Origin of the sequence: Ochrobactrum sp. BTU1 (assembly GCA_018798825.1) — a bacterium.
GTDB lineage: Bacteria > Pseudomonadota > Alphaproteobacteria > Rhizobiales > Rhizobiaceae > Brucella.
Map to the genome: position 1 here is coordinate 508,118 of CP076354.1, position 24,512 is coordinate 532,629.

A 24,512-nucleotide genomic window follows, 5' to 3' on the forward strand; every position below is an offset into this window, starting at 1 on the left:
AGCGAATTCCATGGCTGGCACAGCAGCTCACGAGCATGGAGCCCATGACGACCACAAGCCTAAAGGCTGGGTGCGCTGGGTTTACTCGACCAATCATAAAGACATCGGTACTCTGTACCTGATCTTCGCAATCATTTCCGGCATCATCGGCGGCGCATTGTCTATTGCAATGCGTGCCGAGCTTCAGGAGCCGGGCATCCAGATTTTCCATGGTCTGGCACAGATGGTTTATGGTGTTGAGGGCGACGCAGCTCTCGATGCTGGTAAGCATATGTTCAACGTGTTCACCTCTGCGCACGCTCTGGTCATGATCTTCTTCATGGTTATGCCTGCGCTGATCGGTGGTTTCGCCAACTGGATGATCCCGCTGATGATCGGTGCGCCTGATATGGCGTTCCCGCGTATGAACAATATTTCGTTCTGGCTTCTTCCGCCGGCGCTCACACTGCTGCTGATCTCGCTGTTCATGCCTTCGGCACCCGGCGGTTGGGGTCCTGGCGGCGGCTGGACGCTGTATCCGCCGCTTTCGACGAGCGGTCAGCCTGGCCCGGCAATCGATTTCGCGATTCTCGCGCTCCATATTTCCGGTGCGTCGTCGATCCTTGGTGCGATCAACTTCATCACGACGATCCTGAACATGCGCGCTCCGGGCATGACGCTGCACAAGATGCCGCTGTTCGCCTGGGCTGTGCTGGTAACTGCATTCCTGCTGTTGCTTTCGCTTCCGGTTCTCGCAGGTGGCATCACCATGCTGCTGACTGATCGTAACTTTGGCACGACCTTCTTCACGCCGGATGGCGGTGGTGATCCGATCCTTTACCAGCATCTGTTCTGGTTCTTCGGTCATCCAGAAGTGTACATTCTGATCCTGCCGGGTTTCGGTATCGTTAGCCATATCATTTCGACCTTCTCGCGCAAGCCAGTCTTCGGTTACCTCGGCATGGCTTACGCTATGGTCGCGATTGGTGTTGTCGGCTTCGTCGTCTGGGCTCACCATATGTACACGGTCGGTCTGTCGCTCGACACGCAGCGCTACTTCGTTTTTGCAACGATGGTTATCGCGGTTCCGACGGGCATCAAGATCTTCTCTTGGATCGCGACCATGTGGGGCGGCTCGCTGACCTTCCGCGCGCCGATGCTCTGGGCAATTGGCTTCATCTTCCTGTTCACGGTTGGTGGTGTAACGGGCGTTCAGCTCGCCAATGCCGGTCTCGACCGTGCGCTGCATGACACCTATTACGTTGTGGCTCACTTCCATTACGTTCTGTCGCTGGGTGCTGTGTTTGCGATTTTCGCAGGCTGGTACTACTGGTTCCCGAAGATGAGCGGCTATATGTACGACGAATTCACCGCGAAGCTGCACTTCTGGGTCACCTTCGTCGGCGTCAATCTCGTCTTCTTCCCGCAGCACTTCCTCGGTCTTGCTGGTATGCCACGTCGTTACATCGACTATCCGGATGCCTATGCAGGCTGGAACATGGTGTCGTCTTACGGCTCATACATTTCCGGCTTCGCTGTGCTGATCTTCCTCTACAATGTCTTTGAGGCATTTGCGAAGAAGCGTGAAGCTGGTGCGAACCCATGGGGTGAAGGTGCGACCACACTGGAATGGCAGCTTTCATCGCCTCCGCCGTTCCACCAGTGGGAGCAGCTGCCGCGTATAAAGTAAATGTGCAAGGGGCGAGCCCTGAAAGGGGTTCGCCCTCGCGCAAAACTGTGATATGTGCGGGCGGCATTCAGTTCCGTCCGTCACCGATTGACGTTCAAGACGACGCTTCTGACTAGGAGTGAATGCATCTCCGGGAGGTAAAAGTCGTATTGAATAGCTGATGTGTGCTCTGGGCCGAGCACAGCATTGGCCCGGTGAATTCGAGGTTGTAGAAGTTAATGTCTCTGGTGGAAAAAAACACGGTTTCCGATGACGCATTCGCTCTTTCCGAGGCGACTGCGCGGGATTATCTCGTCCTGCTGAAGCCGCGTGTGATGTCACTTGTGGTGTTCACCGGGCTTGTGGGCTTGGTGCTTGCGCCTGGGCATATGAATCCTGTGCTGGCTGCGATCAGCATTCTCTGCATTGCGGTGGGTGCTGGCGCGTCCGGGGCTCTCAATATGTGGTACGATGCCGATATTGATGCCGTGATGAAGCGCACCCGCAATCGTCCAATTCCAGCAGGTATCATTGCACCGAACCAGGTTCTGGCATTTGGCCTCACGCTTTCGGTATTTTCTGTCATTACGCTTGGCCTGATGGTCAATTGGCTGGCTGCAGCTCTTCTTGCTTTCACCATCTTCTTCTATGCCGTGATCTACACGATGTGGCTCAAACGCTCGACGCCGCAGAACATCGTTATCGGTGGCGCCGCCGGTGCTTTCCCGCCAATGATCGGCTGGGCTGCTGCAACTGGCGAGATCACATGGGACAGCGTTGTGCTGTTCATGATCATCTTTCTTTGGACGCCACCACATTTCTGGGCTTTGTCGCTGTTTTCGACCAATGACTATGAAGCCGCACGAGTCCCCATGATGCCGAATGTGAGGGGCGAACTATCGACCCGTCGTCAGGCGATGTTCTATGCCGTAATCATGGCGCCTGTAGGTGTGCTGCCTTACGTGCTTGGTTTTGCTGGCATCACTTATGGCGTGATTTCTACACTGCTCGGTCTGGCATTCGTCTATTATGCATGGCGCATGTGGATGGCCGAAAGCCATGCTCAGATGCTGCTTGCCGCGCGCAAACTGTTCCGTTTTTCGCTGATGTACCTTTCGGGCGTCTTTGCGGTTCTGCTGGTGGAAGCGCTGGCGATCAGGCTGCTGACAGCCTTTGGAGTGATTTGATGGGTAATTCTGTACAGAAGCCAAATAACGAGGAACTAGATCTGGTTGTACCAACTGAGCAGCAGAGAAAAGCTCAGCGCAACCGTTCCTGGGGCCTCGCAATTGCTTTGGCTCTGTTCGTTGTCCTCGTTTATGTGGGCACAATGGCAAAGCTGGGAGCGAATGTTCTGGTTCGTCCACTCTAATTTTAGGGTGGACTGATAAGAGTTCTATCTGGGAGGAGAGAATGGCAGATCAGCAGAAAATTGATGAGAAGCAGAAGCGGCTCAATCGTTCAAACCGTACGGTTGCGATTGCGTGTCTGTCCTTCTTTGTCTGCATGATTGGCGCGGCTTATGCTTCAGTGCCGCTCTATCGTATTTTCTGCCAGGTAACGGGTTACGGCGGCACCACGCAGCGCGTTGAGCAATATTCCGATACCATTCTGGACAAGACCATGAAGGTGCGTTTCGACGCCAACACCGCAAATGGTTTGCCTTGGGAATTCAAGCCGGTTGAGCGCGAAGTGACCGTGCGTATCGGCGAAACCACCATGATAAAATATGAAGCGCGTAATCTGTTTGATGAGCCGACCTATGGTCGCGCGAGCTTCAATGTGGCTCCGGGCCGTGCAGGCGCTTATTTCAACAAGGTTGAATGCTTCTGCTTTACCGATACGACTTTGCAGCCGGGTGAAGACATGGAAATGCCGGTTGTTTTCTTCGTTGACCCGGAGATCGTCAATGATCCGGATTTGAAAGACGTAAAGACGATTACACTTTCCTACACGTTCTTCCCGATTGACAAGCCGAAGCCTGTTGCAAATGCAAAAGCGACACCAGCGGGTAATAGCGGAAGCTGATTTCGAAAATTGTGCGGCACACAATGCCGCAAAGACAAAAGAGCCAAGCGGCTCTATGTTGCGATACTAAGGGATTTGTCTGAGATTCTTAGGGGAGCTTAGACAGGAAGGCACAGAGAGGAGCCTTGGGGAGAGACATGGCTGACGTTCACGAGAAAAATCACGACTATCACATCATCGCGCCCAGCCCATGGCCGTTCCTGAGTTCGGTTGGCGCGTTCGTGCTTGCCGTCGGCGGCATTTCATGGATGCGTTATATCAATAACGGCCAGCTTCCGTTCTTCGGTATCAATCTGGTGACGCCATGGATTTTCTTCATCGGCTTGGCGATCGTTTTGTATTGCATGTATGCTTGGTGGGCAGACACGATCAAGGAAGGCCATGAAGGCCATCATACCCGCGTCGTGGCACTGCATCTGCGCTACGGCATGATCATGTTCATTGCCTCGGAAGTCATGTTCTTTGCTGCATGGTTCTGGGCATTTTTCGATGCAAGCCTGTTCCCGAACGAAGTGCATCAGGTGATGCGCGCTGAATTCACAGGCGGTCAGTGGCCTCCAAAGGGCATCGAAGTTCTCGATCCGCTGCACCTGCCGCTTTACAACACTGTCATTCTGCTCCTTTCGGGTACGACATTGACGTGGGCGCACCATGCTCTGCTCCACAAGGATCGCAAGGGCATGATCACAGGCCTTGCGCTGACGGTTGCTTTGGGCGTGCTGTTCTCGTTCGTTCAGGCCTACGAATACATCCATGCACCGTTCGAATTCAAAGACTCGATCTATGGCGCGACCTTCTTCATGGCAACTGGCTTCCATGGCTTCCACGTCATCGTGGGAACGATTTTCCTGCTGGTTATCCTGTTCCGCGCGATGGGTGGTGATTTCACCCCGGAACGCCATTTTGGCTTTGAAGCAGCCGCTTGGTATTGGCATTTCGTGGACGTCGTCTGGCTGTTCCTGTTCTTCACGATCTACGTGTGGGGCGGTTGGGGCGCACCAATGCACGGCGGCTGATCAGCTGTTTGATAAGATGATGGGGCGGCCTTGGAAACATGGCCGCCTTTTCTTTTCGCAAGTGTTAGGGAGCGTGTGATGTCGGACCATAATCTATATCCAGCAGTCGATCCGGTGAAGAGCGGGCTGACAGGGCATTGCCCGCGCTGCGGCGAGGGTAAACTGTTCGATGGCTTCTTAACTGTCGCGCCGTGCTGCAGGGTCTGTGGTCTGGACTATTCGTTTGCCGATTCTGGCGATGGGCCTGCCGCCTTCGTCATTCTCATCATCGGTTTCATCGTGGTTGGCCTCGCATTATGGATGGAGGTCAATTATTCGCCGCCTCTATGGGTGCATTTCATTCTGTGGGTGCCACTGGCGATTATCCTTAGTCTTCTTGCCATGCGCAGCATCAAGGGTATTCTCATCAATCTGCAATTTCGCAACAAGGCGTCACAAGGACGTCTGGATGATGACAATGAATGACCAATCAAAGCGGCAGCGCCTGCCATGGGGATTGCTGATCGCCTCGCTTATCGCGCTGATAATTCTCCTTGGACTGGGTACATGGCAGGTCGAACGGTTGCAGTGGAAAGAAGCGCTGATTGCGTCCACGCAGGAACGCATTCATGAGCCGCCTGTGCCGCTTGCAGAGATGGAAAAAATCTATCGTGAAAAAGGGACGGTTGAATATCTGCCGGTGACGGTTTCCGGCACTTTCATGCATCAGGGCGAACGCCATTTTCTGGCGACCTATGAAGGTAAGCCGGGTTTCAATATCTATACGCCGCTGATGCTTGAGGATGGCCGCTTCGTGCTGGTCAATCGCGGCTTCGTCCCTTACGAAAAGAAAGACCCGCAAACCCGCCTTGATGGACAACTGGATGGCCCTGTGACGATTACGGGGCTTGCACGCGATCCGCTCAGCGCAAAGCCGGGCTACTTCCTTCCGGACAATGATGTCGCAAAAAATATCTTCTATTGGAAAGATTGGTCGGCCATGGCTGAAAGCGCGGATATTCCGTCGCTTGATGATGCTGTGCCGTTCTTTATTGATGCCGATAACAAGCCAAACTTTGGCGGTTTGCCTGTTGGCGGCGTGACGATTATTGATTTCCCCAACAACCATTTGCAATATGCGGTTACATGGTATGGCCTCGCTTTGGCGCTGATAGGGGTTGTCGGAAGCTGGCTCTGGCGGTATCGAAAGGCTACAAAGACTTGACAAGGGCCTCGTTAGAGCCCAACTCCGGCCTTATATGCCGATCCTACATGCCCGACCCTATATGATTGTGAGCACTTCAAGCCACGCCGAACCCTGCGAGCACGCTTCATGACCGATACACGCCCCCCTCTGGAAATCCGCCTCTGCGGCCCGCGCGGCTTTTGCGCAGGTGTTGATCGGGCAATCCAGATCGTGGTGCTGGCTCTGAAGAAATATGGCGCGCCTGTCTATGTGCGTCACGAGATCGTGCATAATCGCTATGTTGTTGAAGGTCTGCAGTCCCGCGGTGCGATTTTTGTCGAAGAACTTGATGAAATTCCGGCTGAACATCGTGATCAGCCGGTGGTATTCTCCGCCCATGGCGTACCGAAATCAGTGCCAGCGGATGCGGAATCCAAGAACCTCTTCTATCTTGATGCAACTTGCCCACTGGTTTCCAAGGTGCATAAGCAGGCCATGCGTCATCAGCGCCTTGGCCGTCACGTCATCCTGATCGGTCATTCCGGCCATCCGGAAGTCATCGGCACTATGGGGCAGCTGCCCGAAGGCGCTGTGACGCTCATCGAAACGGTTGAGGATGCGCGGGCGATTGAATTCGCTGATCCAGATAATCTCGGATTCGTAACCCAGACGACACTGTCGGTAGACGACACAGCTGGTATCATCGTTGAGTTGCAGCAGCGTTTCCCGAACCTGACGGCACCTGCCGCAGAATCGATCTGCTATGCCACCACGAACCGTCAGGATGCGGTGCGCGCAGCGGCTCCTGGATGCGATCTGTTTCTTATCGTGGGTGCTCCGAACTCTTCCAATTCCAAGCGTCTTGTCGAAGTTGCTGAAAAGGCGGGCGCGGGCATGTCGATGCTTGTGCAGCGCGCAAGCGATATCGAATGGGACAAGGTCGGTGACATTTCGGTCGTCGGGCTTTCGGCTGGTGCTTCAGCACCTGAGATCATCGTTGATGAAATCATCGATGCTTTCAAAGCCCGTTTTGATGTGAAGATCGAACTGGCAGAAACGACAGTTGAAACCGAAAACTTCCTTGTGAATCGCGAGATACGCGATGTGGAATTGACGGTGCGTGATATGGCATTTGTCAACGGCGAAAACCGGGTCGTCGGTATTCCAAAATTAGAGCGCATCCCGAAAACTGGCTAACGGTTTTCGGGTAAGACGCGCGTGGTGAATATGGGGAAATAAGCGGCATGGCCGTCTATACAGATATCAACGAAATCGAACTTGGCGCTTTTCTCGAGCAATACGACATCGGTGCTCTGACTTCCTATAAGGGCATTGCGGAAGGTGTCGAGAATACCAATTATCTGCTCCACACCACGACAGGCTCTTTCATTCTCACGCTTTATGAGAAGCGCGTGAACCGCGATGATTTGCCGTTTTTCCTCAATCTGATGCTGCATCTTTCCAAGCGTGGTCTGGAATGCCCGCAGCCGGTTGTGCGTCGTGATGGCGCAACGATTGGTGAGCTTGCAGGGCGTCCTGCAGCAATCGTGACCTTCCTTGAAGGCATGTGGATGCGTAAGCCAACCGTCGCTCATTGCGAAGAAGTTGGTCGTGGATTGGCAGAAATGCATCTGGCGGGTGAGGACTTCGACATGCGCCGCCGCAACGGTCTGACATTGCCCGATTGGCGCCCGTTGTGGGACTTGTCCAAGGCGCGCGCCGATGCTGTTGAGCAGGGGCTGGTTTCAGAGGCAGAAAGCGATCTTGATTACCTTGAAAAAAACTGGCCAACGGGATTGCCTGAAGGCGTAATCCACGCTGACCTCTTTCCTGATAACGTGTTTTTCCTTGGTGATCGCCTGTCGGGCTTTATCGATTTCTATTTTGCTTGCACGGATATTCTCGCCTATGACGTGGCGGTCTGCCTGAACGCGTGGTGCTTTGAGAAGGATTTTTCCTTTAATCTAACCAAGGGCGCGGCCTTCCTGCGGGGTTATAATTCAGTGCGACCGCTTTCGACCGCTGAAATTGATGCTCTGCCAGTACTGGCGCGCGGCGCTGCTGTTCGCTTCATGCTGACCCGTCTTTATGACTGGCTTAATGTGCCGGATGGCAGCTTTGTCATGAAGAAAGACCCGATGGAATATGTGCGCCGTATGCGCTTCCACCGACAGGTCACATCTGCAACGGAATATGGTCTTGAACTGAGCGGAGCTGACGCGTGAAGCAGATTGAAGCTTTCACGGATGGTGCATGCTCTGGCAATCCCGGTCCCGGTGGTTGGGGGGCTATCGTGCGCTGGAACGGTCATGTGAAAGAGTTGAAGGGCGGCGAAGCCGATACCACCAACAATCGCATGGAGCTGATGGCTGCGATTTCAGCGCTTAATGCGCTCAAAGAGCCATGTGAAGTCGATCTCTATACCGACAGTGTCTATGTGCGTGATGGTATTTCCGGCTGGATTGAGGGCTGGAAGCGCAATGGCTGGAAAACTGCAGCCAAGAAGCCGGTCAAGAATGCAGAGTTGTGGCAGGCACTGGATGAGGCGCGCAAGCCGCATAAGGTGACGTGGCACTGGGTTAAAGGTCATGCTGGCCATCCGGAAAATGAACGCGCTGATGAACTTGCCCGCGCCGGTATGGAGCCATTCAAGTATAACGGTCACAAATCGCTTCAAGTTAAGTAATCAAAGCATTTCGAATAAAAGTGCGATGCATCGGATAATGCGAGAGAACAAAGCGATAGAGCGGTTTCAATGATTCAGCATTAGTTGGGATCGCTCTAGCTTCTGATATTTGGACATGAAAAAGCCGCGCCGGTTTCAGCGCGGCTTTTTAGTTTTAAGCAGATTACTTGCCCTGCTGTACTTCTGTTGGGTCTTTAAGACGACCTGTCAGGGAGAACGCCAGCAGCGAAGATACCAGCATGACAGCACCGACAATGAACATTGGCATTTCGTAAAGACCAGTCCAGTCTTTAACGAGGCCTGTGATGTATGGTGCTGCGAAGCCCGCAATATTGCCGATCGTATTGATCAGCGCGATGCCTGCTGCCGCTGCCGTGCCGCTTAGGAAGCGGGACGGAATGGCCCAGAAGTTAGGCAAGGCGGAGAAAATCGCGCAAGCCGTAACTGTGATCATCAGGATCGTGGTTGCAGGCGTTGGCATGAAAAGTGCTGCCGGAATGGCAATGGCACCAACAAGTGCTGGAATACCAATGTGCCATGGGCGAACACCGCGCTTTGCAGCATCGCGGCTCCAGAAATAGAGAGCGATAGCGGCTGGCAGATATGGAATTGCGGTGATCAGACCCTTGTCGAATACGTCAAACTTTGTGTCGAACTGCTGTTCGAAGCCGCCAATGATCGTTGGCAGGAAGAAAGCCAGTGCATAGAGGCCGTAGATCAGACCGAAATAGACGATCGACAGAAGCCAGACGCGCTTGTCTGCGAGAGCAAGGCCCGTCTTGTGGCTGCCGTGAGCCTTTTCCTTGATCTTCTCTTCCTGAGCGAGTGCGCCGTTAAGCCAGTCGCGTTCTTCCTTGTTCAGCCACTTGGCGTCATTTGGTGTGTCAGGCAGGTAGAAGAAGGTGATGATGCCGACAACGATTGCAGGGACTGCAACGCCGAAGAACATGATGCGCCAGCCTTCGAGGCCAAAAGCACCGTGCATTGCGATCAGCTCTGCAGCAAGTGGCGCGCCGATCACAGTGGTCAGCGGCTGTGCGAGATAGAACAGCGCCAGGATCTTGTTGCGGTGACGCGAAGGCACCCAGGTCGACAGGAACAGAATTGCACCTGGGAAGAAGCCAGCTTCAGCAACACCCAGCAAGAAGCGCAGGATGTAAAGCTCGGTTGCGCTGGAAACCCAAGTGAACAGAAGGGCGACGATGCCCCATGTCACCATGATACGGGCAAGCCATTTGCGCGCGCCAAATTTGTGCAACGCGAGATTGCTAGGCACTTCAAGAATGATATAGCCGACAAAGAAGATACCGGCGGCAAAACCGAACTGAGCTGCTGTCAGCGCAAGGTCGGCAGTCATCCCGTTCGGACCAGCAAAGGAAATTGCGGTGCGATCCAGGAAGTTGATGAAGAACATCAGCGCGATGAAGGGAACCAGCCGGATCGAAATTTTCGATATGGCTGACTTTTCAGCGGGCGTCATTTCGTGAGATTTTTGCTGCATTGCAGTTCCTCCCTGCTTGCATAGTAACAAGAGCGAAGGGAACTGCCTGAATGCATATCATACGATATAATGGATTCCAGCGGTGCTTTCGCCCCTAAATATGCGAGATAGCTAAAGAATGCGACATGCCGCCGCAAGCGATTTATTATCTGTGATTTGTGATATAACCTCACAGGTATGCTCAGATACGAACGGGAGTTTCCATGCGTCCATTGCCTTCTTTGAACGCGCTAAAGGCTTTTGAAGCCGTCGCACGCCATCGCTCTATGACGAGGGCGGCAGAGGAATTATGCGTGACGCATGGGGCAGTTAGCCGTCAGATACGATCACTGGAGGATTCCCTTGGGGTACTTTTGCTTACACGCAATGCGCGACTGAGCGATCCCACGCCCGAAGGTGCGCGACTGGCTGAGGGATTGGCCAGCGCATTTTCAATTATTGAAGGCAGTATAGAGCGGGTGAAACCGGGACCACTGACCTTGTCGTGTTCGTCCTCAATCATGATGGAGTGGATCATCCCGCGCATTGGCCGATTCCATGATCGCTATCCGGGCATCGAACTGCAGTTCAACATGAACTATGATCGCATCGATTTTATGCGCGACAAGATCGGCATAGCCATCCGCTCAAGCATTATTGAACCGCCAGCAGATGCGGTCATTCGCGATATGGGTCGTGAAGCGATCGGACTTGTCTGTGCGCCGTCCTATCTTGCACAATGCCCGTTGATAACGCCTGCCGACTTGAACCAAGCAGCTGTACTTGCCACGCAAACGCGTCTTGAAGCATTTGCTGACTGGCAAAAAGCGGCACATGCGGATTTCCCGGCGCCAGAGCCAAAATCCACGTTCCATCATTTCTATCTGCTGATTCAGGCGGTGCTGTGCGGGCTGGGCGTGGCAGTCGTACCGCATATGCTGGTTGCCGAGCATATTGCATCGGGACGTCTGGTAGCGCCTTTTGGCTTCCGTCCGGGGCCGCGTCGAATGTTGCTCTGGATTGCGCCGCACAGGGCGGGGCAACCAGATACGCTGGCACTTGAAAAATGGCTCACGCGTGAAATGCGCGCCCTGCCGGAAAAGCAGGGCGCATAAAGATTTGGATTACAGCTGCTCGATGAGGGTCGCAGCACTTGAAGTTGCGGCTTGACCAGCCTGTTCTTCGATATTGAGGGTCTTGAGCACTCCGTCTTCAACAATTGCCGAATAGCGCTTCGAGCGGATGCCAAGGCCACCAGCGGTCGCATCCAGTTCCAGACCAAGAGCTTTGGTGAACAGAGCCGAACCGTCAGCGAGATAGAGAATCTTGCCTTCTCCGCCTGTGCTCTGTGCCCATGCGCCCATAACGAAAGCGTCATTCACGGCAACGACTGCGATCTGATCAACGCCTTTTGCAAGGATGGTGTCGCGGTTTTCGAGATAGCCAGGCAGGTGGTTAAGGCTGCAGGTCGGCGTGAAAGCGCCGGGAACCGCAAACAGAACAACCTTCTTGCCTGAGAAGACTTCGTCGGTCGTCACTTCTTTGACGCCGTCTGCGGTCTTTACCTTGAAGGTTGCTGCGGGCAGCTTGTCACCAACTTTGATCGTCATCGTTTTTCTCCTGAAGGTGAGCTTTTGCCGTTATGGCCCACCTTTATGATGGCTGAATTTCGAGTGCCCATGTTTGAAACATGGCAAAGGCATTTAAGCTGATAATAGCCCATTCCACAATTTCAAATTACTGATCTTGCACGTTAATCCAGCCGAACTTGTCCGGAAACTGCTTTACCATTCTGAACTAGCGTATAGTCGATCAGTGCGCCGTCTGCGGCTTTACCATGTAGCGTTGCTGCGAAGCGCAACTGGTCGCTAGCGCTCTGGCGCTTTGCTTCGGAAAGGCTAAGCTGGTCGCTTCCGACAAACAGTTCAGCAGGTGCTTGTGCATCGGGAAGCGCGATCTCGAAAACCGCTTTGCTATCGTCCCGCGTGGCGGCTTTTATGCCGAATTCAGCCGATGCGCGAGCTGGCAGCCGATCAAAGGCTGTTTCGATGATGGTACGCGCGGCAATGGCTTGGGGCGATTGTTCAGAGGTTACATTCAATGGAAAATCAAACTGAGCCTGAACGGGAATGCAGATTTTTTCACACACGCCAAGGAAAACGTGTCCTTTCAGGCGTTGATCGCCGGGCTTTACGTGGAAGGTCAGTGGCAATGACACCGAATGTTTGTAGCCGATACCGCCTTCATCCCCAGCGTCAAAATGCACGGGGGCAGGGAAGTCGATCCGCGCAAAAGTGCCGCCTTCAATGTTCAGCTGCGGCGGTACGCCTGCATCACCCGGATTGCGCCAATAGGTCTTCCAGCCTGGGTTAAGATCGATCTGCAACGCGCCGCGCACTTCGCCATCCGGCTTTGCATCTTCGATAATAACGCGCACTTTGCCGCCCGGCGTTTCCGACCAGTCAGATGTAGCGGCTTGAGCAGAAAATGCGGCGCTCATGAGCAAAGGGAGGGCAAGAAACTTCAAAGATCTCATGCGGCGAGATTGGTAGAAAATCATGTTTCTATCAAGGCTGATTTTATGCGTGCAAATTGTAGTTCAGAGTTTCAGCAACAATTGCAGCGCGACACTAGAAAAGATCAGAAAGCCGAGACCAAGATGAAACAGAAACGCGATATTGGATATGATGCGCAGCCTGTCATAATCCGCGAAATTTGAAGCGATTTCATCGGGTGGTGTAGGGTTGTGCCAGAGATATAGTGCGAAACGATAGTTACCGCGTGGCATGGTGAAAAGATAATAGAGATCAGACACATCTCCGATCGCCTTCGTCATTGACGGGCTTTGTCTGATGTAATCAATAAGCGGAGAAAGTCTGACCTGCGCATATATAGAGTAAGCCAGGAAAAATACTGCTGAAACTACAACTATATACATCAACATGCTGGTGATTCTTCTCAATCATTAATTGCATTTCTTCGCCGAGAGGTTGCTTCATTAAGCAACCGGAAATCAAGCCCGTTCGAAACAATAAGGAACTTTGCACGATTTTCATTGTCATTTGGCGCAGTCTTGCTACCTTGATAGCTATGACCATTCTCAGGAAGCCAAACCAGGAGCAGGGTTTCTTGAACGGGCAATTCCTGCTCGCCATGCCCGGAATGAACGACGAGCGCTTCGCCCGCGCTGTGGTCTATATCTGTGCGCATTCTGAGGAAGGCGCGATGGGTTTCATTATCAATCAGCTTCAGCCGGTGGGTTTCCCCGATCTGCTTCGTCAGATTGGGGTTATCGACGATGAGGATCTGATCGTTCTTCCCTCGCGTGCGCAGAACATGATCGTGCGCAATGGCGGGCCTGTGGATCGCACGCGCGGCTTTGTGCTCCACACCGATGATTACATGGTGGATTCCACCATGCCTGTTTCAGAAGATGTGTGCCTGACAGCAACGGTCGATATCCTACGCGCTATCTATGGCGGGGGCGGCCCTGCTCAGGCTCTTATGACGCTCGGATATTCGGGCTGGTCTCCTGGGCAGCTTGATATGGAATTTGCCGAAAACGGCTGGCTCGCATGTCCAGCTCCCATGGACATGCTGTTCGACAGCGACATTGCCGGAAAGTACGACCGGCTGATGGCTCGTATGGGCATTGATGTGACCCGGCTCGTTTCCGAAGCAGGTCATGCGTGATCTAAGCCTAAGGGAAAATAGTGGGACTTAGGCAGTAGAGGTGTATGTTTCCGTTATCTGAAACAACCGCGAGATGCCTATTCCCTAAAATCACGCAGCAGCAGAATCCTGCTGCTCTCGGATCAGGCGTGTCGCTTCATCGCGGCTCGATGGTTCGCCGAACATGAAGCTCTGCACATATTCACAACCCATCTGGCGCAGTTGAAGCGCATCGCTTTCGCTATCGACGCCTTCTGTTACGACAGCGAGACCGAGGTCATGGGCCATGCTGACGATAGAGCGCAGAAGTGTGGTTTTCTGCGGTTGGTCGCCTTTAACGAATGAACGGTCAATCTTGATTATATCGAACGGGAAGCGGGTGAGATAAGCGAGCGACGAATAGCCAGTGCCGAAATCGTCAAGCGACAGTCCAACACCCATGGTTTTCAAGCGTGCCAGCACATGGGCCGATTGCTCGGGATTTTCCATCAGAACGGATTCTGTCAATTCGAGTTTGAGGCTACCCGGATTGAGGTGAATGCGCGAGAGAACCGAGCGCACATCATTGATGAGGTCTTGTCGTATCAATTGCGTGCTCGAAAGATTGACTGACACAAACAGATCGAGCTTGGAAAACTGTTCTTGCCACGCGAACAGATCTTCTGCCGCACGCTGAATAGCAAACAGACCGAGCTGCACGATCAGACCAGAGCTCTCTGCAATCGGAATGAATTCCGATGGTGGGATCGCACCACGGCGCGGATGCTCCCAACGCATCAGAGCTTCAAAGCCTGCAATTGTTCCTTCGTCCAATCGGACAATTGGCTGATAAACGAGACTGATTTCATCGCGCTCAAGCGCACGGCGCAAATCGGATTCGAGCTGCAATTTATCGCTGCCAATGGCGCGGAATGCCGGGCGGAATGGTTCGATGCGGTCGCCGCCGAAGCGCTTGGCCTGATGCATCGCAAGCTCTGCATCCTTAACGAAATCTTCAGCTGTTGATGCAGTCTTCGTCCAGGTGATGAGGCCGACCGATGCTGTCAGCACGATTTCGCGTTTTGCATAGGCGATAGGCGCGCGTACTGCCTGACGGAGGGCTTCAGCAAAGGAAGCAATACGCCCTGGGTCGCTTTCAGAGGCAAGGAGGAGGCCAAACTGATCAGAAGACAGGCGCGAAAGCGTATCCTGTGGCTTCATCAGGCGCGACAAGCGGCGAGAAATGGTGAGCAGGATTGTATCGCCTGCTGACATGCCGAGACTGTCATTGACCTGCTTGAAACGGTCAATGTCGATAATAAACACCGTCGGATGCAATCTGCTCTCGCCCCGCGCCATGTTCATCACATTGCTTAGGCGGTCGAGGAAAAGCTCACGATTTGGCAAGCCAGTCAGATTGTCATGCACGGCATCGTGCAGCAGACGTTCTTCGGCTTTTTTCTGCTCAGTCACGTTAATCAATGTGCCGACGCAGCGGACAATCTCACCGTCTGAACCAATCACGGGGCGAGCACGCAGCGCATACCAGTGATAATGGCCATCATTGGCGCGCAAGCGGAAAATCTGTCCAATTCGGCCGCGTCGATTTTCGAGAACGGCATCGAGTGTGGACCGGAAACGGTCGCGATCATCAGCGTGCATGGCCGGCAGCCAGTTACGGACTGGGCCTTGCAGTGAACTCGCTGTGTTGCCGAGATAGTTTGCGATATCTGGCGTTGTGACAACACGGTCACGCGGTACGTCCCAATCCCAGACAATGTCACCTGCACCAATCACAGCAAGTGCCTGACGTTCCATGTCAGAAAGCAGACCTTGCTGAAGTGCCCCGCCTGAAAAGGCGTGCTGCATGACGGTGAAGCCAATCAGCAATACAATAAGAACAAGACCGCCGCCAAGCGCAGGTTGGATTATGTCATTATCCAGTTTCCCCGAAACCGTCATCCATGCGCCGAGGAGCCATATGAGCGTGAGCAACCATGCGGGGATCAGCATCACCGCTCGATCATAGCCTTTGACGGCAAGATAACCGATGATGAAAATGCCTGACGCAACGGTCAATGCCAGCGACATGCGCGCAATACCCGAAGCAATTGGTGGGTCGAAAACCGCAACGCCTGCGAGCGCCAGAAGGCCGAGGACCCATGTAACGGCACCATAGCTGAAATGGTCGTGCCAGCGATTGAGGTTGAGATAGGTGAACAAGAAAATCACCAGAGAGGCGGCAAGGGCTACTTCGGTGCCCGCTCGCCAGACTTGCTCATTTCCGGGCGTTATCTCCATCAGCTTGTTCCAGAAGCCGAAGTCAACGCAGATATAGGCAAGAACCGCCCATGCAAGGGCTGCGGTGGCCGGAAACAGTGAGGTTCCCTTGACGACGAAGAGAATGGTCAGGAACAGGGCCAGAAGGCCCGAAATACCAAGCAGAATGCCGCGATAAAGCGTGTAGGAGTTAACCGCATCCTTGTAGGCTTCTGGCTCCCACAGATAGAGCTGTGGCAGATTATGCGAGGAAAGCTCTGCAACGAAGGTGACAACCGTACCCGGATTGAGCGTGATGCGGAAAACGTCGGCATCGGCACTTGGCTGACGATCAAGCGCAAAGCCTTCACTGGGCGTAATCGATGAAATGCGCGGCGAACCAAGATCCGGCCAGATGACGCCAGAGCCGACCAGACGGAAGTGTGGTGCAACAATCAGGCGGTCTATCTGCTCGTCTGTCGGGTTGGCGATGGAAAACGCGGCCCAGTCACCGGATGCGTTGGAATTTGGATCAGCCTGCACCTCAATGCGGCGAACAATGCCATCAGCACCGGGAGCTGTAGAAACCTGAACGCTTTCGCCCTGATTACGCAGCAGCTCAACAGCGCGCGAAAGATCAAGGGCAGTATCTTCCTTCGAGATTTTTATAGGTTCAACAGCAGATGCCTGAACGACTGAAAAGGTCACAAAGACGATAAGCGCGAGAAACCGCGCAAGAGTTGAAAATAACTTGTCTGTAAGACCGTTCACGAGCGTTCAACCTTGCCATTGATCATGCGTTTGTCGCTTTCTATCAGAGCAAACAGCAGGTGATCCTGCCAGAAGCCGTTTATCTTGAGATAGGAGCGCAACAGTCCTTCTCTCTGAAATCCGGCTTTTTCGAGAAGCCGTATCGAACGAACATTATGGGGAATACAGGCAGCTTCAATCCGGTGCAACCTCAGTTGACCGAATGCAAAGGGGATAACCAGATTGAGTGCCTCAGTCATATAGCCTTTTCCGGCAAATGAAGCGCCGCTCCAATAGCCGACCATGCCATTCTGACCCACGCCGCGCTTGATGTTGCCAAGCGTTATACCGCCGACAATCTGGTGGTCGTTGTTGCGGAAAATAAAAAACGGATAGCCGGTTCCGTCAGACATTTCGTCCTGAACGCGGCGTATCCGATAGCGAAAAGCACTTTTTGTAAGTTCGTCGTCGGCCCAGGTGGGTTCCCATGGGGTGAGAAAAGCCCGGCTTTGCGCCCGCAGGCTGGTCCAGGCGGCAAAATCACTCATCATCGGTTCGCGTATGTAAACGCGTGGACCGCGAAGAACTGTCGGATTGCTGCGCCGGAATGGCAGGCCGATCATGCGGGTTCCTGTGTTGTTATGAGAGCAGGGGGAGGGGAGTGATGGCGCGTGTTTTAAAAAATGAACAAACAGTATCGCTCTGTTGATTCAGCCAAGCCTACCCCGGTTTCCCCTATTTCCCTTAGACAGCAATCTTCCTTGTATGCGCGCTCGTCGAAAGCGCATCAGTCAGCCGATCAAAGCTCATCAAGCGTCCGACCGGACCAACACCGGCAATTGTCGGCTTGGTGTCGAGGAACAGTCGGCCTGCAAGATCACTCAGACGTTCAGGGGTGATCTGCGACAGGCGGTCCATCAGCTCACTGTTTGCAACCGGACGACCATAAAGCAGGAACTGACGCGCAAGTTGACCTGCACGGCTGGCAGCACTTTCCTGTGACATCAGCAGGCTAGCACTATACTGCGCACGAGCACGGTTCACTTCTTCGAGCTGAATGGAGTCTGCAGCCTTATGCAGCTCATCAATGATGACGGGCAGAAGCTCGACAAGCTCATCACGACCGGTTGCTGCATGAATGCCGAACAGGCCGGTGTCAGAGAAGCCCCAATGGAACGCATAGACCGAATAACAAAGGCCACGCTTTTCGCGCACTTCCTGGAACAGACGTGAGGACATGCCGCCGCCGAGAATCATCGACAGAAGCTGAGAGGCGTAGAAATCGCGTACATGATAGGCGCGGCCTTCAAAGCCGATCAGAACCTGCGCATCCATCAGATCACGATCTTCACGGAAGTCGCCGCCAACATATGTTGCGAGGTCAAGCGTAGGGGCTGTGTTGTGAGCACGGAAGCCACCCAGGCGTTGCTCCACTTCCTTCACGAACTGATCGTGATCGATGCCGCCAGCTGCGGTCACAACCATGCGGTCGGCGCTGTATTGCTCGTCCATATACTGACGAAGATCAGCGGACGTAAACGACATCACCGTATCCGGCTCGCCCAGAATGGCGCGCCCGATTGGCTGATGACGATAGGCCGTTTCCGTAAACCGGTCGAAGACGATATCGTCAGGCGTATCGTGCGCCGCACCGATTTCCTGCATGATAACCTGCTTCTCGCGTTCAAGCTCGGCTTCATCGAACTTGGAGGCGGTCAGAATATCAGCGAGAATATCGATTGCCAGCGGCACGTCATTGCGCAAGACACGCGCGTAATAGGACGTGGTTTCGACGCTCGTAGCTGCGTTTATCTCGCCACCCACATTTTCAATGTCGGAGGCAATTTGCCAGGCCGTTCGCTTTTCCGTCCCTTTGAACGCCATATGTTCAAGGAGGTGGGCTATGCCATGCCGGTCAGGCGCTTCATTTCGAGCACCAGCTTTGACCCAGATACCCAACGCAACACTTTCCACATGCGGCATGTTATCGGTGGCAATTGTCAGGCCGTTGGAAAGACGCGTTACTTCAACACCCATCAGAAAAATGCTCCCATAGTCCCATTCGGGTTCCCGTTCTTATTCTCGCAAAAGGTTTGAATTCATGCCCGAGAATGACGGCGAACGTATTCTTCCACGATTTTCAGGTCGTTGTGAAGAACCGTGAAACTTTCTTTTCGTTCCATAAGGTCCGAAAGCCATGTCGGAAGCGCTGGAGTAACACCGCTTGCAGCCTTTACAGCATCGGGGAATTTGGCCGGATGCGCGGTTGCCAGAACCACCATCGGAGCTGCTTCAGACACATTTTCGCGAGCGACCTTAACTGCAATCGCCGAGTGTGGATCCAGCAGATAACCGTCGGTTTCCAGAACAGATTGAATGGTTTGCGCCGTTTCTTCAACCGAAGAACGACCAGCCGAAAACTCGCTGCGGATAGCAGCAAGCGGCTTTTCGGAGATGGTGAAGCCTCCCGATTGCTTCAGGCCTTCCATCAAACCGCGTACCGCCGCCGCATCACGATCATGTGCTTCAAACAGCAGGCGCTCAAAGTTGGACGAAATTTGAATGTCCATCGATGGCGACGTGGTCTGTTCGACGCCGCGCATTTCATAAGCGCCGGTTTGAAGCGTGCGCGAAAGAATGTCGTTGTCATTGGTCGCAATAATGAGGCGCTCGATTGGCAAGCCCATTTTTTTGGCGACATAACCCGCAAAAATATCGCCGAAATTGCCGGTTGGCACGGTGAACGAGACTGCGCGATCTGGCGCGCCAAGGCTCAGTGCTGCGGAGAAATAATAAACCACCTGGGACATAATGCGTCCCCAGTTGATCGAATTAACGCCGGATAGCGAAATGCTGTCGCGGAATTGAAGATCGTTGAACATGCCTTTGACGAGGTTCTGGCAGTCGTCGAAATTGCCTTCGATGGAAAGGGCATGAACATTCGAGAAGCCCGAGCTGGTCATCTGGCGCTGCTGCACCGGAGACACACGGCCATTCGGGAAGAGAATAAAGATATCGGTGTTATCGCGACCGCCGAAGGCTTCGATAGCCGCACCACCTGTGTCGCCGGATGTCGCGCCAACAATGGTCGCGCGCTCGCCGCGTTGAGCAAGAACGTAGTCCATCATGCGCGCAAGGAGCTGCATGGCGACGTCTTTAAAGGCGAGTGTCGGGCCATGAAACAGCTCAAGCACATATTCGTTCGCGCCGGTCTGAACCAATGGGCAGACAGCATCGTGGCGAAAGGAGCTATAGGCTTCGCGTACCATGCGTTCGAAATCGGCCTGAGGAATCTCGCCGCCAGTGAAGGGTGTCAGCACGGCCAATGCGATATCCACATAGGATTTTCCACGAAGATCGCGGATCTGATCGGCGCTGAACTGCGGATATTCCTGTGGGAGATAAAGACCGCCGTCGCGGGCAAGTCCGGCGAGCAAAGCGTCGCTGAATCCCAGAACAGGTGCTTCGCCGCGGGTACTGATATATTTCATCTCAAAGGCCTTCATTTCGGGTCGAGGCGGATTTTTAGCCGTCAATGCAATAGAGCGTCCCTAAAAAAGCCGCAAGAATTAAAGCAACCTTTGAGGGATGGGGTTGCTCTTGGCGACAAAAAACAGGAAAACACCCTCACACTATGCATTGCGTAGTGGTATAGAACAGGTCGATCAGTGCAGGGAAGCCCGGTTTATGCAGAAAGCATTACAGAATCGTTCATCGTTGTTTCCAGTCTTTGCAACGGTTTTGCTCGCAGCGCTTGCAGGCTGCACCACAAGCGGCACGCAGAAGTCTGCGGATGGCGCGCTTACGGACGCAAGCCAACCTCGTGTGAAGGAATCGGAGCTTCGCGCCTTTTGTCCATCCGTCACGTTGCGTGACGGTACAGCCTATTTCAACACTTATGAAAAAGGCGGCGATAAGGATGCAAGCCGAGTGATTTATCAGGCTGCTCTGACCGACACCACTCGCAGCTGCCAATATGGCGAAGGGACTATCACCCTTGATGTAGCAGCGGCTGGTAAGGTCGTACCGGGTCCGAAGTACAAGAGCGGAAATGTCACTATGCCGGTGCGCGTAGCCGTGGTTCAGGGCGACAAGGTGATCTACTCCAAGCTCCACAAGCAGGCTGTTAGTGTTACCAGCGGTGGCGGTGCTACGCAGTTCGTCTTTAACGACAAGGGAATTACGGTGCCGTCTGAAAGTGCTCGCAGCGTTCAGATTTTCGTGGGCTTCGACGAAGGTCCGTATAACACCAAATAATTTCTCAATTTAGAACGCCGATCTGATCCAATCACATTGGCGCTCTAAGAATATGCATCGACATTACTGGTGCAGCTGGAAACTGCTAATCAAAAGAGGCGTTCACCGTGATTGTGAGCGCCTTTTTTAGACTTGCACTTTGAATTAATTGCTAATTATAGTGCTCCGAAAGTTTTAGTACTGTATTATATATTGCTTTTTTGAAAGTTTGGTTTTGATCTTTAGCAAGAATATTTGAGCATTATTCATTTACATTATTTGTTTTTGTGCGCCATATAAGTATGGCGGCGCAGTTTTAAACTGGATTTTCGATTGTCGATATTGAAACGGCAGGTTTTCTGATGGGACTTCAACGCAGGTCTGTTATTTTGCCTGTTTATATCCTGGTCGTCGTCATGCTGCTGCTTGGCGCAATAATAGGCAAATGGACCGGAGAACGTTTCCAGCTTCTGGAAGAAGAACGCGACATGGACGCGTATATGACCGTGCTCATGTCTCAGGCAAACCGCATTGTCACTTCCGCCCGGAAAACTCTGGAACAAACGAACCGCTCACCTTACCTGGTCTGCTCAGACGACGATAAACGTTATTTGAGAGAACTGCTTTTCAGTGCCTATCATATCAAAGACATCGGTCGTCTTATCAATGATCGCCTTCAGTGCTCGACCTTGTTAAACGACATTGACACCGATGAGGTCCGCTCGACTGAAGATGTGCTTTTGGGAGACGGAACTTATGTTTATGGCGACCATCAGCTGCTCACGCCCGGTAGTCATGGGCCTGTCATGGGGCGGGCTGAAGCCAATGTCGTATTAAGTTCGGTTGCTTTTGATGCTCTGCATGTCTCGCAGTATCATTTCGCAGTTTTTCTCGTGAATTCCGATAAAACAAAATCTGCTCGTCTCTATAGCTTTCCGGATGAATTTCCCGGCAATGTCCAGAATAGTTTTGTACCGACGAGGAATAGTCGATTTTTCGGTGTTGGAGACGATATCCTGCGGGAAAACACCTGCGATCCCGTCACGGGTGTTTGTATTGCTCTGGCGACGTCGGAAAGCTGGCATACGCAGTCGGATGGCATTTTGCCTGTCCTGTTCACGGTTCTTGGCACATGCGTAGGAGCAGGGCTCGGTGTCGGTTGGAATTACTATCGCAATCGCGACCGATCATTGATTTCACTTTTGAAAAAGGCGCTGGCGGCGAATAGTCTGACACTGGTTTATCAACCCGTTGTCTGCATCGGCAGCGGTAGAATTACCGGTTTTGAGGCGCTAATTCGTTGGGAAATAACAAAAGGCGATTTTGTCCCGCCCGATTTGTTTATAGCGCGTGCGGAAACTGCTGGGATTGCTGACAGGATCACAATTTACGTCGTCGATCATATGCTTGCAGAAATGGGTGAGCTGCTTCGTGAGCAGTGCGATTTACGTATCAATATCAATATGACGGCAGGCGATGTGCAGAATCCAACTTTCAGGGCCGCACTTGAGCAGCGCTTGCTTGCTGCCGACATTGATCCCCATCAGATTGGGCTGGAGCTGACTGAACGCACTGCTGTTGACTTTTCTAAGGCTTCCGAAGGTATCAAGGACCTGCGTGAGCGGGGCCACTGCATCTATATCGACGACTTCGGTACTGGCTATTCCAGTCTTGCCTATCTGGGAGAGTTGCAGGTCGACGCGATCAAGATCGATAAGGCTTTCACCCGAACCGTGGGTGACGAGGATGGCAAGGTTTCGATCGTTCCGCAGATCATTTCCATGGCGCATGGACATAATCTCGATATCGTCGTTGAAGGTATCGAAACCGCTGCTCAGGCGGAATATTTTCGCAGCATTAGTGGCGATATTTCAGGGCAGGGATGGTTTTTCGGAAAGCCGGTTGATGCCAAGTTCGCTCAAGCGCTTGTCGTTGGTTCTAAGATCTCCAAAAAACGCGGACAGGCAAAGACGCCTACTTCGAAATAGATATTTAACTATAGGACAAATCTATAAGATTCTAATTAAATTAAACCGCTTGTGTGAAGTGAATAGCAAGAGGTTTGCGCTAGAACAGTATCAACAGAGATGACTGCATCTGGAGTTCGGGCGCAATCATCTTCGACTGAAACTGCAACGAACAAGAGGATGGGGCGGCTCACAGAAACCGCTCTGGTCTATGCCCATGAAACAGAAATATGAACGCGTGCTTGAACCGACGGATACCTGGGCTATCTTCGATACGATCTCAGGCGAGCCTGCTTCACTGGGCGAGCGCATGCTGATCGGATTGAGCGAAAGCGAATCTGAAGAGCTGCTTGCGACACTAAATGCCGCGTCGAAGGGCAAGAGCAAGCGTAGCGCTGCCTGAGCGCTCTAATCATCTGTTTTAACGCGCATCTTGTTCCGAGAACCGTTTCACACTTTTCGGGATGCGCTTTAAGCGGACAGAAATGCTTCATTTCCATGAACTGATGCAGCGAGAATATGCTGCATCAATTGCACCAGCGGCTATAATTCTCCCGAAAATCCATTCCGGAGAAATGGACGAAAATCAGGCATCCGTCCAAATTGACAGTGCTTCGATCACGCCCGGAAGATCCTTGTGGCGGTGAATAACTGTTTCCGCTCCTGCATCAGTCAGCTTGTCTGCATGTCCGGGATAGGTGTGAGCGCCTCCGGTGAAGCCGATGACGCGCATACCCGCAGCGCGCGCGCCATGAATGCCGTGGGCTGAATCTTCAATAACAATTACATCAGCCGGATCGACGCCGAAGTGCTTCGCTGCATGAAGGAAGACGTCTGGTGCAGGCTTTGGCTTCTTGGAGCCAACTTCACGAGACGAGAAGATGTTCGGTTCAAAAAGATCGTAGAGGCCGACGCGCTTCAGCATGAGTTCAAGGCGAGCGCTGGTCGAGTTCGAGCAGATGCACTTTGGAAGGCCAAGAGCTGAAACGACTTCGACGATATCTTCAATCGCTTGAACTTCGTTCTTAAGGCGTTCATCCAGCAGCTTGTCGGCTTTATCGAGCAGGGACGCCGAAAGCGGAATTCCAGCTTCACGCTCAACGGTGAGAAGGATGTCCTGCCATGTAAGGCCTGCGAAACGCTCACCCACTTCTTCCGCTTCAATTGGATAACCGGCTTCAGTGAGAAGGGCTGCATCGACTTGTGCGGCGATGAATTCCGAGTCCACCAATACGCCATCACAGTCAAAAATAATCAGGGACGGAGCCGCCATTTCAAAAAGCCTTTGTGTGGGAGGTGTGGGGGTAATAGCACCCACCGAACTATCGCCGATGAGCTACACCTTTATGACTTAGGCGTCAAACTTGGCGTCTTCAAGGATGAAGGGATATCAGGAACGATATCAATTGCTGACCGTTTTCTCTTGGTCGGAGCGTGATGCGATCTGACAAACATACTTGACGCGTATCACCGTGAAGCTTGCTTAGGCTCTCCCTGATGCGCTCTCAAAGGAGAATTCGATGCGTAAATCCGTTGTACTGTTTGTTCTGGCAGTTATCGTCGTTCTAACTTTTATTTTTGCCACCCCGTATTATTACCGCGCAACGCCGGAAAACAACGGAAGCG

General features: G+C 53.0%; 24 protein-coding genes. 15 read left to right on the forward strand and 9 right to left on the reverse strand.

All coding sequences use genetic code 11. From position 1 onward, the window contains the following. The first annotated feature begins 10 nt into the window (after window positions 1–10). The 10 genes from ctaD to rnhA all read left to right on the forward strand — a co-directional run bounded on the left by ctaD (window position 11) and on the right by rnhA (window position 8,543). Window positions 11–1,669 carry a cytochrome c oxidase subunit I gene (gene ctaD / locus KMS41_02410; protein ID QWK78121.1) on the forward strand — a complete coding sequence of 553 codons (1,659 nt, stop codon included), beginning with the start codon at window positions 11–13 and terminating at the stop codon, window positions 1,667–1,669. A 218-nt stretch (window positions 1,670–1,887) separates the two neighbouring features. Continuing rightward, window positions 1,888–2,835: a heme o synthase gene (locus KMS41_02415; protein QWK78122.1), complete on the forward strand. Its 948-nt coding sequence runs from the start codon at window positions 1,888–1,890 to the stop codon at window positions 2,833–2,835. Next, window positions 2,835–3,020 (forward strand): hypothetical protein, encoded by a 186-nt coding sequence (locus KMS41_02420; GenBank protein ID QWK78123.1) that lies wholly within the window; start codon window positions 2,835–2,837, stop codon window positions 3,018–3,020. Before KMS41_02415 ends, KMS41_02420 begins: the two co-directional genes overlap by 1 nt. 41 nt (window positions 3,021–3,061) lie before the next feature. Continuing rightward, complete coding sequence (locus KMS41_02425) at window positions 3,062–3,676, forward strand: cytochrome c oxidase assembly protein (GenBank protein ID QWK78124.1); 615 nt, start codon at window positions 3,062–3,064, stop codon at window positions 3,674–3,676. A gap of 137 nt (window positions 3,677–3,813) precedes the next feature. Next, complete coding sequence (locus KMS41_02430; GenBank protein ID QWK78125.1) at window positions 3,814–4,692, forward strand: cytochrome c oxidase subunit 3; 879 nt, start codon at window positions 3,814–3,816, stop codon at window positions 4,690–4,692. 78 nt (window positions 4,693–4,770) lie between these two features. Beyond that, complete coding sequence (locus KMS41_02435; protein QWK78126.1) at window positions 4,771–5,157, forward strand: DUF983 domain-containing protein; 387 nt, start codon at window positions 4,771–4,773, stop codon at window positions 5,155–5,157. Continuing rightward, complete coding sequence (locus tag KMS41_02440; GenBank protein ID QWK78127.1) at window positions 5,150–5,896, forward strand: SURF1 family protein; 747 nt, start codon at window positions 5,150–5,152, stop codon at window positions 5,894–5,896. The genes KMS41_02435 and KMS41_02440 overlap by 8 nt, the downstream gene beginning before the upstream one ends. Before the next feature lie 108 nt (window positions 5,897–6,004). Then, entirely contained in the window at window positions 6,005–7,054 is a 1,050-nt protein-coding gene (gene ispH, locus KMS41_02445) for a 4-hydroxy-3-methylbut-2-enyl diphosphate reductase (GenBank protein ID QWK78128.1), read from the forward strand. A 47-nt stretch (window positions 7,055–7,101) separates the two neighbouring features. Then, window positions 7,102–8,082 (forward strand): homoserine kinase, encoded by a 981-nt coding sequence (locus KMS41_02450; GenBank protein QWK78129.1) that lies wholly within the window; start codon window positions 7,102–7,104, stop codon window positions 8,080–8,082. After that, a complete protein-coding gene (gene rnhA, locus KMS41_02455) occupies window positions 8,079–8,543 on the forward strand; it encodes a ribonuclease HI (GenBank protein ID QWK78130.1) in 465 nt (154 codons plus the stop codon). The genes KMS41_02450 and rnhA overlap by 4 nt, the downstream gene beginning before the upstream one ends. 163 nt (window positions 8,544–8,706) lie before the next feature. Here the strand turns inward: rnhA and KMS41_02460 are convergent, their stop codons facing one another. After that, window positions 8,707–10,044 (reverse strand): MFS transporter, encoded by a 1,338-nt coding sequence (locus tag KMS41_02460; protein QWK78131.1) that lies wholly within the window; start codon window positions 10,042–10,044, stop codon window positions 8,707–8,709. Between the two features lie 203 nt (window positions 10,045–10,247). On the opposite strand from KMS41_02460, the gene KMS41_02465 reads away from it, so the two are divergent. Beyond that, window positions 10,248–11,138, forward strand: coding sequence for a LysR family transcriptional regulator (locus KMS41_02465; protein QWK78132.1), 891 nt, complete (start codon window positions 10,248–10,250; stop codon window positions 11,136–11,138). Window positions 11,139–11,147: 9 nt separating this feature from the next. On the opposite strand, the gene KMS41_02470 is transcribed toward KMS41_02465, so the two are convergent. From KMS41_02470 to KMS41_02480, 3 genes are all read right to left on the reverse strand, one after another. Next, entirely contained in the window at window positions 11,148–11,633 is a 486-nt protein-coding gene (locus KMS41_02470) for a peroxiredoxin (GenBank protein QWK78133.1), read from the reverse strand. Between the two features lie 143 nt (window positions 11,634–11,776). Continuing rightward, window positions 11,777–12,559, reverse strand: a complete 783-nt coding sequence (locus KMS41_02475) for a hypothetical protein (GenBank protein ID QWK78745.1) — start codon at window positions 12,557–12,559, stop codon at window positions 11,777–11,779. Between the two features lie 63 nt (window positions 12,560–12,622). Continuing rightward, window positions 12,623–12,859, reverse strand: a complete 237-nt coding sequence (locus KMS41_02480; protein ID QWK78134.1) for a hypothetical protein — start codon at window positions 12,857–12,859, stop codon at window positions 12,623–12,625. 254 nt (window positions 12,860–13,113) lie between these two features. On the opposite strand from KMS41_02480, the gene KMS41_02485 reads away from it, so the two are divergent. Further along, window positions 13,114–13,716: a YqgE/AlgH family protein gene (locus tag KMS41_02485; GenBank protein QWK78135.1), complete on the forward strand. Its 603-nt coding sequence runs from the start codon at window positions 13,114–13,116 to the stop codon at window positions 13,714–13,716. A gap of 90 nt (window positions 13,717–13,806) precedes the next feature. Here the strand turns inward: KMS41_02485 and KMS41_02490 are convergent, their stop codons facing one another. The 4 genes from KMS41_02490 to KMS41_02505 form a co-directional block, all read right to left on the reverse strand. After that, window positions 13,807–16,704: an EAL domain-containing protein gene (locus KMS41_02490; GenBank protein ID QWK78136.1), complete on the reverse strand. Its 2,898-nt coding sequence runs from the start codon at window positions 16,702–16,704 to the stop codon at window positions 13,807–13,809. After that, the gene (locus tag KMS41_02495) at window positions 16,701–17,306 is read right to left on the reverse strand and encodes a GNAT family N-acetyltransferase (protein ID QWK78137.1); all 606 of its coding nucleotides are present in this window, start codon (window positions 17,304–17,306) and stop codon (window positions 16,701–16,703) included. The genes KMS41_02490 and KMS41_02495 overlap by 4 nt, the downstream gene beginning before the upstream one ends. 121 nt (window positions 17,307–17,427) lie before the next feature. Then, window positions 17,428–18,720: an insulinase family protein gene (locus KMS41_02500; GenBank protein QWK78138.1), complete on the reverse strand. Its 1,293-nt coding sequence runs from the start codon at window positions 18,718–18,720 to the stop codon at window positions 17,428–17,430. Between the two features lie 62 nt (window positions 18,721–18,782). After that, window positions 18,783–20,174: a threonine synthase gene (locus tag KMS41_02505; protein QWK78139.1), complete on the reverse strand. Its 1,392-nt coding sequence runs from the start codon at window positions 20,172–20,174 to the stop codon at window positions 18,783–18,785. Window positions 20,175–20,370: 196 nt separating this feature from the next. Here KMS41_02505 and KMS41_02510 point away from each other — a divergent pair, with 196 nt between their 5' ends. From KMS41_02510 to KMS41_02520, 3 genes are all read left to right on the forward strand, one after another. Next, a complete protein-coding gene (locus tag KMS41_02510; protein QWK78140.1) occupies window positions 20,371–20,940 on the forward strand; it encodes a hypothetical protein in 570 nt (189 codons plus the stop codon). A 341-nt stretch (window positions 20,941–21,281) separates the two neighbouring features. Continuing rightward, window positions 21,282–22,907, forward strand: coding sequence for an EAL domain-containing protein (locus KMS41_02515; protein QWK78141.1), 1,626 nt, complete (start codon window positions 21,282–21,284; stop codon window positions 22,905–22,907). A 196-nt stretch (window positions 22,908–23,103) separates the two neighbouring features. After that, window positions 23,104–23,289, forward strand: a complete 186-nt coding sequence (locus tag KMS41_02520) for a hypothetical protein (protein QWK78142.1) — start codon at window positions 23,104–23,106, stop codon at window positions 23,287–23,289. Between the two features lie 183 nt (window positions 23,290–23,472). On the opposite strand, the gene KMS41_02525 is transcribed toward KMS41_02520, so the two are convergent. Then, window positions 23,473–24,159: an HAD family phosphatase gene (locus KMS41_02525; protein ID QWK78143.1), complete on the reverse strand. Its 687-nt coding sequence runs from the start codon at window positions 24,157–24,159 to the stop codon at window positions 23,473–23,475. Window positions 24,160–24,512: the final 353 nt, after the last annotated feature.

Coding starts and splice junctions, on each gene's coding strand:
- ctaD (QWK78121.1), top strand. CDS start 11: ATGGCTGGCACAGCAGCTCACGAGCATGGAGCCCATGACGACCACAAG.
- KMS41_02415 (QWK78122.1), top strand. CDS start 1,888: ATGTCTCTGGTGGAAAAAAACACGGTTTCCGATGACGCATTCGCTCTT.
- KMS41_02420 (QWK78123.1), top strand. CDS start 2,835: ATGGGTAATTCTGTACAGAAGCCAAATAACGAGGAACTAGATCTGGTT.
- KMS41_02425 (QWK78124.1), top strand. CDS start 3,062: ATGGCAGATCAGCAGAAAATTGATGAGAAGCAGAAGCGGCTCAATCGT.
- KMS41_02430 (QWK78125.1), top strand. CDS start 3,814: ATGGCTGACGTTCACGAGAAAAATCACGACTATCACATCATCGCGCCC.
- KMS41_02435 (QWK78126.1), top strand. CDS start 4,771: ATGTCGGACCATAATCTATATCCAGCAGTCGATCCGGTGAAGAGCGGG.
- KMS41_02440 (QWK78127.1), top strand. CDS start 5,150: ATGAATGACCAATCAAAGCGGCAGCGCCTGCCATGGGGATTGCTGATC.
- ispH (QWK78128.1), top strand. CDS start 6,005: ATGACCGATACACGCCCCCCTCTGGAAATCCGCCTCTGCGGCCCGCGC.
- KMS41_02450 (QWK78129.1), top strand. CDS start 7,102: ATGGCCGTCTATACAGATATCAACGAAATCGAACTTGGCGCTTTTCTC.
- KMS41_02460 (QWK78131.1), bottom strand. CDS start 10,044: ATGCAGCAAAAATCTCACGAAATGACGCCCGCTGAAAAGTCAGCCATA.
- KMS41_02465 (QWK78132.1), top strand. CDS start 10,248: ATGCGTCCATTGCCTTCTTTGAACGCGCTAAAGGCTTTTGAAGCCGTC.
- KMS41_02470 (QWK78133.1), bottom strand. CDS start 11,633: ATGACGATCAAAGTTGGTGACAAGCTGCCCGCAGCAACCTTCAAGGTA.
- KMS41_02475 (QWK78745.1), bottom strand. CDS start 12,559: ATGAGATCTTTGAAGTTTCTTGCCCTCCCTTTGCTCATGAGCGCCGCA.
- KMS41_02480 (QWK78134.1), bottom strand. CDS start 12,859: ATGACGAAGGCGATCGGAGATGTGTCTGATCTCTATTATCTTTTCACC.
- KMS41_02485 (QWK78135.1), top strand. CDS start 13,114: ATGACCATTCTCAGGAAGCCAAACCAGGAGCAGGGTTTCTTGAACGGG.
- KMS41_02495 (QWK78137.1), bottom strand. CDS start 17,306: ATGATCGGCCTGCCATTCCGGCGCAGCAATCCGACAGTTCTTCGCGGT.
- KMS41_02500 (QWK78138.1), bottom strand. CDS start 18,720: ATGGGTGTTGAAGTAACGCGTCTTTCCAACGGCCTGACAATTGCCACC.
- KMS41_02505 (QWK78139.1), bottom strand. CDS start 20,174: ATGAAATATATCAGTACCCGCGGCGAAGCACCTGTTCTGGGATTCAGC.
- KMS41_02510 (QWK78140.1), top strand. CDS start 20,371: ATGCAGAAAGCATTACAGAATCGTTCATCGTTGTTTCCAGTCTTTGCA.
- KMS41_02515 (QWK78141.1), top strand. CDS start 21,282: ATGGGACTTCAACGCAGGTCTGTTATTTTGCCTGTTTATATCCTGGTC.
- KMS41_02520 (QWK78142.1), top strand. CDS start 23,104: ATGAAACAGAAATATGAACGCGTGCTTGAACCGACGGATACCTGGGCT.
- KMS41_02525 (QWK78143.1), bottom strand. CDS start 24,159: ATGGCGGCTCCGTCCCTGATTATTTTTGACTGTGATGGCGTATTGGTG.